Source organism: Micromonospora sp. NPDC000316, from assembly GCF_042898885.1.
Lineage (GTDB): Bacteria > Actinomycetota > Actinomycetes > Mycobacteriales > Micromonosporaceae > Micromonospora.
Window position 1 is genome coordinate 19,098 of sequence record NZ_JBIAZG010000028.1, and the last position, 9,015, is coordinate 28,112.

Genomic DNA, 9,015 nt, shown 5'->3' on the forward strand with positions numbered 1-9,015 from the left:
AACAGGCCACCCCGGTCCATTAGAGATATCGACCCATTGAAGGGAATCGGAGTGAGCATAAATTCCGCAAGTCGGCGGCAGTTTCTGCGTCGGGTGGGAGGTGTCCTTGCTGCCGGAGGAACCATCGTGTTGTTTCCGGCCGATTTCGCCTCGGCATCGCCCAAGGGCGGCCCGAAACCGCCCCCCGGCCAACCGAGCGGCGGACCGGCGTACCCGGGAGACCCCGGTTTCGTCGCCAAGAGGCCAGGGGAGCTAAATGCCGCTAAAGCCAGTTGGGAGACGCCGGAATATGGTTACTACACCGGCCATAATCCTTCCAACCCTGGCACAGCGATCGATTCCCCATGGCAGCTCGTCGCGGTAAACGCGTCCACCGCCTATGCCCTGGGGTACCGCGGGCAGGGCGTCGCGCTGGGCATGATGGATTCGGGCTACAGGCCTACGCACGAAGGATTTCAGACCGGGCTGATCGTTGCGGTAAAGGCTGAGGGTGTCTACGGCACGTCCGGCTTCGGGTACCGAAACTCAGCAACCCCGGGGAATCCGTTTACCGCGGGCGCGCCGTTCACTGTGGCCGGTGATCAGCCGAGAACAAGTGACTGGTCGCACGGGACCGGCATGCTCGGGGTCACCTCCGGCATCCGCGACGGTAAAGAGCAGCACGGCATCGCCTTCGGGTCGAAGATGTATGTCGCCATGACCGGCGGCTCCGACACCCAGTCCCACGGCCCCTTCCACGATTACGTGTACTGGCATACCGCCAATAGGGCCCTCGTCGACGCAGGTGCCCGGGTCATCAACAGCAGCTGGGGCTCTTATGTCCAGACTCTTGACAGGACCCGCTTTGACGCCCTAGGAAACGACCTTGGTGTCGGTGGCAACCTCGCCAACGCCTACCAGGTGCGTGGCAAGGACAGCGCCAGCGCCACGGCAATGGCGACCATTGTTCCCAGCGAGTACCTGAAGGACCTGGAGTACCAGTACTTCCTCTTCAAGAAGAGCTACTCGAAGGGCGGCATTCAATACAACCCTAAGTACCCCGGGCGGTCCTTCATGGATGCCATCTGGGACGCTATCAAGGACAGCGGTACCGTCAACGTAAGGTCGGCCGGCAACAACGACTGGAGCAACCCGTACTTCCGCCCGGCGTATCCCGTCTTCAACCCCTCGGCGGAGGGGCAGTGGGTATGTGTCGGCGGGGTGCAACCGCCCACCGCGACCAATCCCGAATACACGAAGCAGTCCGGATACAACGAGGCGGGGCTCGCCAAGTGGTGGACCGTGTCCACCCCTTCAAACAGTGTTCGGACCACGAACAGCGGTGGTGACACCAACTATTCGAACTCGAGCGGCACGTCTCCGGCGACGCCCGTTGCGACAGCGGTGATGGGGGTTCTGCTCTCCCGCTACCCGAACATGAACGCCAAGCAGGTCCGTGAGCTGATGTTCACCACGGCGAACAACAAGATGTCCGACGGTGTGAGATTCCTCGGCACCGGGCAAACCTCCGCCTCCGGAGCATCCATCGCCTGGACCGCTCCCGACGGTCTGCCGGACGAGCGCTGGGGCTGGGGTATCCCCGACCTGGCCAAGGGCATGTACGGCCCCGGCCAGTTCCTGAGCCCCATGGTCTACAACATGAACAAGGCGCCCCTGGACGTCTGGTCGAACGACATCAGCCAGATCGCGATCAAGGAAAGGGAAAGGGAGGATCTGGAGTGGCTGGCGGGCTACAAGAAGCACGGAGTTGCCTACGCCGGTGAGTTCAGCCCCAACGTACTGAGCCCGGACGGCACGCTCAGCGAGCAGGCCTTCATGCTTCAGGGCATTTTGGCTGATCCCTACGTCCAAGCTATTACCAACGGCCGTCCCGAGTTGTACGACAAGATCACCCACAAGGACGCCGTCAAGTGGCGCAAGGAATGGATGGACCAGCGCGCCGCCTACATTCAGAACAACATCAAAAAGAAGCTCTACACGGCTTCTCTGACCAAGCAGGGCGCCGGAACCCTGATCTTGACGGGCGACGATACCTTCGAGGGCGGCACGACGGTTGAAGGCGGCAAGCTTTCGATCAACGGCTCGCACGCAAGCTCGATCGACGTCAAGGGCGGCACGCTCGGCGGCAACGGTTTCGTGGCAGGCAGCATCGACGTCGACCGCGGCGTGCTGCGGCCCGGCCTGTCGTCCGAGGAAGCGGCGTCCGCGGTGTCCATCACTCTCACCGAAATCACGCCGGGCAACGTCCTGAACGTCGGCGGCGACGTGACCGTCAGGCGAGCGGGCAGCCTCGCCATCACCATCTTTGGCGAGCACGACTACACGAGCGTGCGGGCTGCGGGTGACCTGGTGCTGGACGGCAAACTCACCTTGGACGTTCGCGCACCCCTCAAGCCGGGCACGGTGCTGACGATCATGAGCGGGGACTCGATCAAGGGCAAATTCCATTCCCTGCCGGAACGGCGGGTCCTGAACGTGGGCCACCACATGTTCAGGGTGTCCTACAAGAACGGCAACGTGACGCTGACCGCCGAGCGCACGCTGCCCAAGGCCGGCCCCGGCCGCGGCTAGCCACACTCGGCCCGGTCGGCCAGGATCAGGTTCGCCTGAGCCTGGCTGGCCGGGCCTTCGCCCAACCAGTACGGCTCATGCGTGGGTACCACTACTGCCAGTTCTGCCAGGCAGCCGTCGAGCCCCAGCGCGTGATTCGGGCCGACATTCGGCTCTACAAAGCTCCCGATGTCGCGCACGGGAACGGCGAGATCTGACTCACCGGAGTGGACGGGACGAACTTCGCCGCACCGGCGCTGATCGGCCACCACGTAGGAGCACCGAGACCTGCCACCTGATGGCTTCATCGAGGCAGTTCGGACCGGTGTCCACACCCCCTGCGTCGCATAGTGGGAGCCGGCTTCTGCCGCACCCGGCTGGCAAGTGAAGGTCAAGGCCGACGCCCTTGCCACGAACCTCGTCGAAGTGGTCCATCGCCAAGCCCTCAAGCGCTGCTGATAACCGCGCAGCCGTCTCCGTCTCGGGCCGCGTCGGCACCGACCTGACTACCGCTCGAGAGGAACTGCGCTCCTCGGTGTGGTCACGCGTGCTGCCCGTAGCGCTGGTCGCCTTCGCTTACCTGGTGGTGATCGGCGGCCTGCAATCGGGCAGGGTAAGGCGTACCGGCAGGTGATCTGCATTTCGGTGATCGTGCTGCTCGGCACCGGCCTGACCCTGTGTCAGCCGTTCCCTGGTGGGTGCGAGCGGTCGACGATGCGAAGGCGCTCGTGGTGGTCGCGTTGCTCTTCCTGGCGAGCCGCCCCGAGGTCCGCAGTTGGTTCCCCCGCGACCAGCCAACCCGACGTGGTTGATCGACTCGGGTAGAAACCCAGTCCTGTTGGATTACTGGCCGAGGCGGGGCCGCGCTGGCAACGGTCCCGCCAAGATGCTGCCCCGCCGGCGCGGGAGTGTCGTCAGCGACAAGCTTCGCGAACCCTAATCAGCCAGGTTGGTACATATACCTCACGATCACTTTCTGCGCATCTGCCCACTGCGGTCGGCCTGCCCTTCGATTCAGGCGGGCCGCCTCGGCTTCGCGACGCACGAGAATTTTTGTTGCTGAAGCAAAAATTCGACGATCATCTCTGGCATCGAGAGTGGTCGTGCGTTCATGATGTTGGCGGTACGGCTGCCCGGAGATCCGCCCGCCCTGTCGGATGACGTACCCGACAGGGTCGGATGACCCGGCACGTCGCCTTCGACAGGGAGGTAAACATGACACCGAGGGGACCACGCAGGCCCGCCCTGCTCCGGTCCGGCATCGTGGCCGCAGCAACCGTGCTGGCTCTTGCCGCGAGCACCGTGCCCACGATGGCCGCCCCGGCCGAAGGTGACATCCTCGCCGCGGGCGGCCCGACCGCCGTGGCCGGCTCCTACATCGTCGTGTTGCGGGACTCCGCCGTCAAAGCCACCGCCGTGGACACCACCGCCAGTGACCTCACCGCACAGCAGGGCGGCGGCGTCGGCCCCGTCTACCGGCACGCCCTGCGCGGCTTCGAGGCCCGACTGTCCGAGCGCGGCGCCCGCCGCCTCGCCGCACATCCGGCCGTCGCCTCCGTGACGCAGAACCACACGGTGTCCGTGGCAGACGTCCAGAGCCCGACACCGTCCTGGGGCTTGGACCGGATCGACCAGCGCGCGTTGCCGTCGGACAACTCGTTCACCTATCCTCGCGTGTCACCGGGCGTGCGGGCGTATGTCATCGACTCCGGGATCAACCTGAGCCACACCGAGTTCGGCGGGCGGGCGGTGTCCGGCTGGGACTTCATCGACAACGACGCCGACGCCACCGACTGTCAGGGGCACGGCACCCACGTCGCCGGCACGGTCGGCGGCACCACCTACGGGGTAGCCAAGAACGTGCAACTGGTGGCCGTACGCGTCTTCAACTGCGACGGCCGCGGCACCACCGCGAATGTTCTTGCCGGGGTCGACTGGGTGACCGGTGATCATGACCCCGGGCAGTTGGCCGTGGCGAACATGAGCCTCGGCGGCCCGCCGTACGCGCCCATGGTCGAAGCCGTGCGGCGGTCGATCGCAGACGGCGTCACCTACGTGGTGGCCGCGGGCAACGAGAGTGGTGCCGACGCGTGTTCCTACACCCCGGCCTCCGTCCCGGAGGCGATCACCGTCGCCGCCACCGACGCCACCGACGTCCGCGCATCCTTCTCCAACATCGGTACGTGCGTGGACCTGTTCGCGCCGGGCGTCGACATCACCTCGGCCTACATCGGCAGCAACACCGCAACCCGCACCGCCTCCGGAACCTCGATGGCCACCCCGCACGTAACCGGGGCGGCGGCGTTGATCCTGGCCGAGCACCCCACCTACACCCCGGCACAGGTGACCCAGGCACTCCTGGCCAACACCACCCCCGGCGTGGTGACCAATCCGGGTGTCGGTTCGCCGAACCGGCTGCTCCACATCAACGCCACCACGCCGGCCAACGACTTCGCACTTACCGCTACCCCCGCCAGCGGCACCGTCACCGTCGGCAACACCATCTCCACCACCATCACCGCAACCGTCACGAACGGCACGGCCCAACCGGTCTCCCTTGTGGCCCGCGGCCTACCCGACGGCGCCACCGCCACATTCCAGCCCGCGAGCGTCTCCTCCAACGGCAGCACCACCCTCACCATCAACACAGCATCGACAACCATGGCCGGCGACTACACCATCACAGTGATTGGCACAGGGACCGGTGCGACCCGCGCGACGGCATTCCAGCTACGCGTTAACGACCCGGCCGGCTGCGTCGGCTCGAACGGCACCGACACGACGATCACCCAGAGCACGAGCGCCCTGGTCCCCATCACAATCACCGACTGCCCCGGCGCTGCCGCTCGCAACAGCACCATCGAGCTGCACATCGACCATTCCGGTATCGGGGACCTCGACATACGGCTGCTCGCACCCGACGGCACCTGGTATTACCTGCTGGACCGCACCGGCGGCGACAGCGACGACATCGACTACACCTTCACCCACGACCTGTCGTCCGAGACCGCGAACGGCACCTGGACGCTATGGCTCAACGACCTCCTGCACTCGGGCACCGGGTTCCTCGACTCGTGGCGGATCAACCTCGCGGGCGCTGACCTGCCGGCACCGGCATGCGGTGGCCGCACCACCACCAACCTACGGATACCGGCCGCCGGCACTGTCGAATCGCCAATCAGCGTGGCCGAGTGCGGCTTGGCGCCGTCGACCAAGAGCTACATCGAGCCCAACATCCGTCACCAGTACGGCCGAGAACTCCGAGTCTCCCTCATCGCGCCCGACGGGCAGGCAATCCTGCTCAAGGATGCCTACGTCGGGTCGTACCGGGCTAACGTCCGCGAGACCTTCATCATCGATCTGTCGAGCAAGCCCGCAGCCGGCACGTGGAAACTGCGGGTCGAGAACGTCGCCGACTATGAAGGCGTGTTCGAAGGCTGGAAGCTGACCCTCGACGGCGGCACCACACCACCCCCCACCACGCCGCCTCCGACCACGCCTCCCCCCACGACGCCTCCCCCCACCACGCCGCCTCCGACCACGCCGCCGCCGACCACGCCGCCGCCGACCACGCCTCCTCCGACGACGCCTCCTCCGACGACGCCTCCCCCCACCACGCCACCGCCCACCACCCCGCCTCCCGGCGGGAGCCCCGCCTGCACCGCCGTCTACTCCGTGCAGGACCAGTGGAACGGTGGGTTCGTCGGCAACGTCAACGTCACGGCAGGAGCCACACCGCTCGTCGGATGGCGGGTCACCCTCAACCTGCCGGGCGGCGCCTCGGTCACCTCGCTCTGGAACGGTGTCACCAGCGGCACCAGCGGGACCATCACCGTCGCGAACCAGAGCTACAACGGACGGCTGGCCGCAGGCCAGACCACCAGTTTCGGATTCCAGGGCACCGGAAATGGCAACGGCGCCACCGTCACCTGCACGGGAGCGTGAACTAAGCACCTGGCCAGGGGTTCGTCCGTACCCCACCCGAATTGATGTTGACGTCGACGTGAAGACCTCGTCGGGAGTTTGATCGAGTTTCCACACAAGACCAGCCCCGACGAGGTCTTCGCAGGTCTTACCCACCCCGGCGTCCGAACCCGTGCGGGTCCTCGAAGTGCCTCGCACCATCACCAAGGCCATCGCCCGGCTCGAGGTCCGCAACCGGAACCTCCACGGCGTGGCAGCGACCGGACCACAGAGACGTCTGGGCGTGGGACGCGCTGCCGTGGTCTTCAGCCGACAGGTGTGCCGACACCGCCGTACTCCAGGGTGGCGCGCAGCCGTTGCAGCGTTTGACCGAGTTCCGCCACCCGGGCCGGGGCGATAGACCGGCCAATATGCGTGGCCAGGTGTTCCTGGAAGGTGCCTTCGGCGTCACCGACGAGTTCCGCGCCCTGCGGGGTCAACTCCAGGAGCAGTGACCGGCCATCGGCGGGATTCGGCACCCGCCGAATCCAGGCCCGGGCCTCGAGCCGGCCCACGCCCTTACTTGCCGCTCCGACCCCGATCGCGAAAAACTCGGCGAGATCGGCCACCCGCGAACCAGGATGGTCACGTAGGTAGCGAAGAAACTCGAACTGCGAAGCCACGATGCCGTGTTTCCGACGCAACGTCTCGTTCAAGGCGTTGTAGAGCCGCGTCTCACAGCGGACCAGATCACTGAAGACCTGAGCGAGTGTGACGGGCTCGGCACCGGAAAAAGATGCCACGGCAGGTATATTAGCTTCCACGGCATCTACTTTATCGCCTGTGGAGGCGTCGAATATGAGCAGGGAACAGCGCGCGGCAATCAGCGCCATGCTGGGTAACGGGCCGAAGGACTTCGCGCCGGAGCCGGTCGAGACGATGCGGGAAAATTTCGCCGCGCTCATGGCGATGTTCCCGGTTCCTCAGGTGCGGACCTCGAACCTGACCCTGGGTGGCCGCCCGGCGGTGCTTGTCGAACCGGAGGGCGAGACCCGCCCGGGCACCATCCTGTACTTTCACGGCGGCTCGTTCGCGCTCGGATCTCCGCAGACCGCGATGGGTCTGACCGCGAGTCTGGTCAACCGAACAGCAGTGCCAGCCTTCTCCCTCGACTACCGGCTGGCCCCGGAGAACCCGTTCCCGGCCGCGATCGAAGACTGCCTCGCGGCCTATCGGTCCCTGCTCGACAGCGGCATCGCCGCCGAGTCGATCGCGTTCGCGGGCGATTCCGCCGGTGGTGGCCTCACGGTGACCACCACCCTCGCCGCCCGAAACGCCGGACTGCCCCTGCCGGGCGCGCTGATCGCATTCTCACCCGGCCTGGACCACACCCGCACGGGTGAGTCGATGCACACCAAAGAGGGCATCGACCCGTTCTTCACCCGGCAGGGCATGGCCCACACGGCGGGGTTCTACCTCGGTGGCCAGGACCCGAACCAGGAGCTCACCGCGCCCGCCGTACTCGCCGACCTGACCGGGTTCCCGCCGATCCTGCTGCAGGTCGGCACAAACGAACTGCTACTCGACGACTCGATCCGGCTGGCGAAACGCGCCCGCGACGCCGAGGTCGACGTCATCCTCGACATCACCGCGGGCGTCCCGCACGTCTTCCAGTCCTTCATCGGCCAGCTCGACGAAGCCGACCACGCCCTGGACCGCGCCGCCCTCTTCATCACGCAGCGACTACAAAGCCGCTGAGCGCACGATCGCGCCGGACGAGTGCGCTCACTGAGCAAAGTGGCATCGTCCTGCAGCCAGGTCGTAACCAAAGTCCACCCGGCCGGGCGGTGCGGCGGCCACCAACCCGCCAACTCCGCCTGGTCGGTGACGTCGTCAAGGACGACCAGCCAAGGGCGCAGCGCCCCGACCACTTCGGATTCCCCGAGGAGGTCCTGCGTGGCGGTCGGCTTCGACGTGGTGCAGGACGAGGATGGCTTGCACGATCGCGGTGGCTCGGCGTGGGCAGCAGCGCAGCTTTGTCAGGATTTTCCAGGTCTTGAGTGTGGCGATGGCGCGTTCGCCGCGGGCGCGGATCTTCGTGTGGGCGCGGTTGACCGTCTTCTGCCGGCGTGACAGCTTCGGCCGGAAGCGGTGCCGCTTGAACGGGGTACGCACGCTGCCGGGGGCACCTTGATAGCCCTTGTCCGCGAAGGTCATCACGTCGGCGTTGGTCAGGGTGTCGATGATGCCGTGGGTGCGGGCGGCGGTCAGGTCGTGCGTCGAGCCGGGCAGCGCGGCCGAGGCCCAGACGAGACGCCCGGCCGCGTCGGCGATGACCTGCACGTTGACTCCGTGCCGCTTGTGCTTTCCGGAGTAGTACGGCTTCTGGTTAGCGGCCCGGTCGATCGGGATCAGGGTGCCGTCGAGGATTGCGTAGGCGAGCAGCCGGATCCTGGTCATGGCCGTGGCTAGTACGGCAGCCGCCGTTCGGGATCATGGCTGGAGTTCGAGGCTGAGGCGGTGTGTGTAGTGCGATCGTCGGGCTCGGGCTTGATGCCGGCG

Annotated in this window: 5 protein-coding genes and 1 pseudogene; 3 read left to right on the forward strand and 3 right to left on the reverse strand. The window is 66.3% G+C overall.

The features are described 5' to 3' along the window. Positions 1-126 precede the first annotated feature (126 nt). On the forward strand, positions 127-2,571 hold the full coding sequence (locus tag ACFY2Q_RS28745; RefSeq protein WP_387135666.1) for a S8 family serine peptidase: 2,445 nt from the start codon (positions 127-129) through the stop codon (positions 2,569-2,571). On the opposite strand, the gene ACFY2Q_RS28750 is transcribed toward ACFY2Q_RS28745, so the two are convergent. Further along, a complete protein-coding gene (locus ACFY2Q_RS28750; RefSeq protein ID WP_387135668.1) occupies positions 2,568-2,822 on the reverse strand; it encodes a hypothetical protein in 255 nt (84 codons plus the stop codon). The genes ACFY2Q_RS28745 and ACFY2Q_RS28750 overlap by 4 nt on opposite strands. A 943-nt stretch (positions 2,823-3,765) precedes the next feature. Between ACFY2Q_RS28750 and ACFY2Q_RS28755 the strand changes: the two genes are divergently transcribed. Then, positions 3,766-6,495 carry a S8 family serine peptidase gene (locus ACFY2Q_RS28755; protein ID WP_387135670.1) on the forward strand — a complete coding sequence of 910 codons (2,730 nt, stop codon included), beginning with the start codon at positions 3,766-3,768 and terminating at the stop codon, positions 6,493-6,495. 284 nt (positions 6,496-6,779) lie between these two features. Here the strand turns inward: ACFY2Q_RS28755 and ACFY2Q_RS28760 are convergent, their stop codons facing one another. After that, positions 6,780-7,346 carry a MarR family winged helix-turn-helix transcriptional regulator gene (locus ACFY2Q_RS28760; RefSeq protein WP_387135672.1) on the reverse strand — a complete coding sequence of 189 codons (567 nt, stop codon included), beginning with the start codon at positions 7,344-7,346 and terminating at the stop codon, positions 6,780-6,782. On the opposite strand from ACFY2Q_RS28760, the gene ACFY2Q_RS28765 reads away from it, so the two are divergent. After that, positions 7,312-8,211, forward strand: a complete 900-nt coding sequence (locus tag ACFY2Q_RS28765) for an alpha/beta hydrolase (RefSeq protein WP_387135674.1) — start codon at positions 7,312-7,314, stop codon at positions 8,209-8,211. The genes ACFY2Q_RS28760 and ACFY2Q_RS28765 overlap by 35 nt on opposite strands. Before the next feature lie 135 nt (positions 8,212-8,346). Here ACFY2Q_RS28765 and ACFY2Q_RS28770 read toward each other — a convergent pair. Then, positions 8,347-8,937: pseudogene (locus ACFY2Q_RS28770) on the reverse strand (transposase family protein); the annotation flags it as partial. Positions 8,938-9,015: the final 78 nt, after the last annotated feature.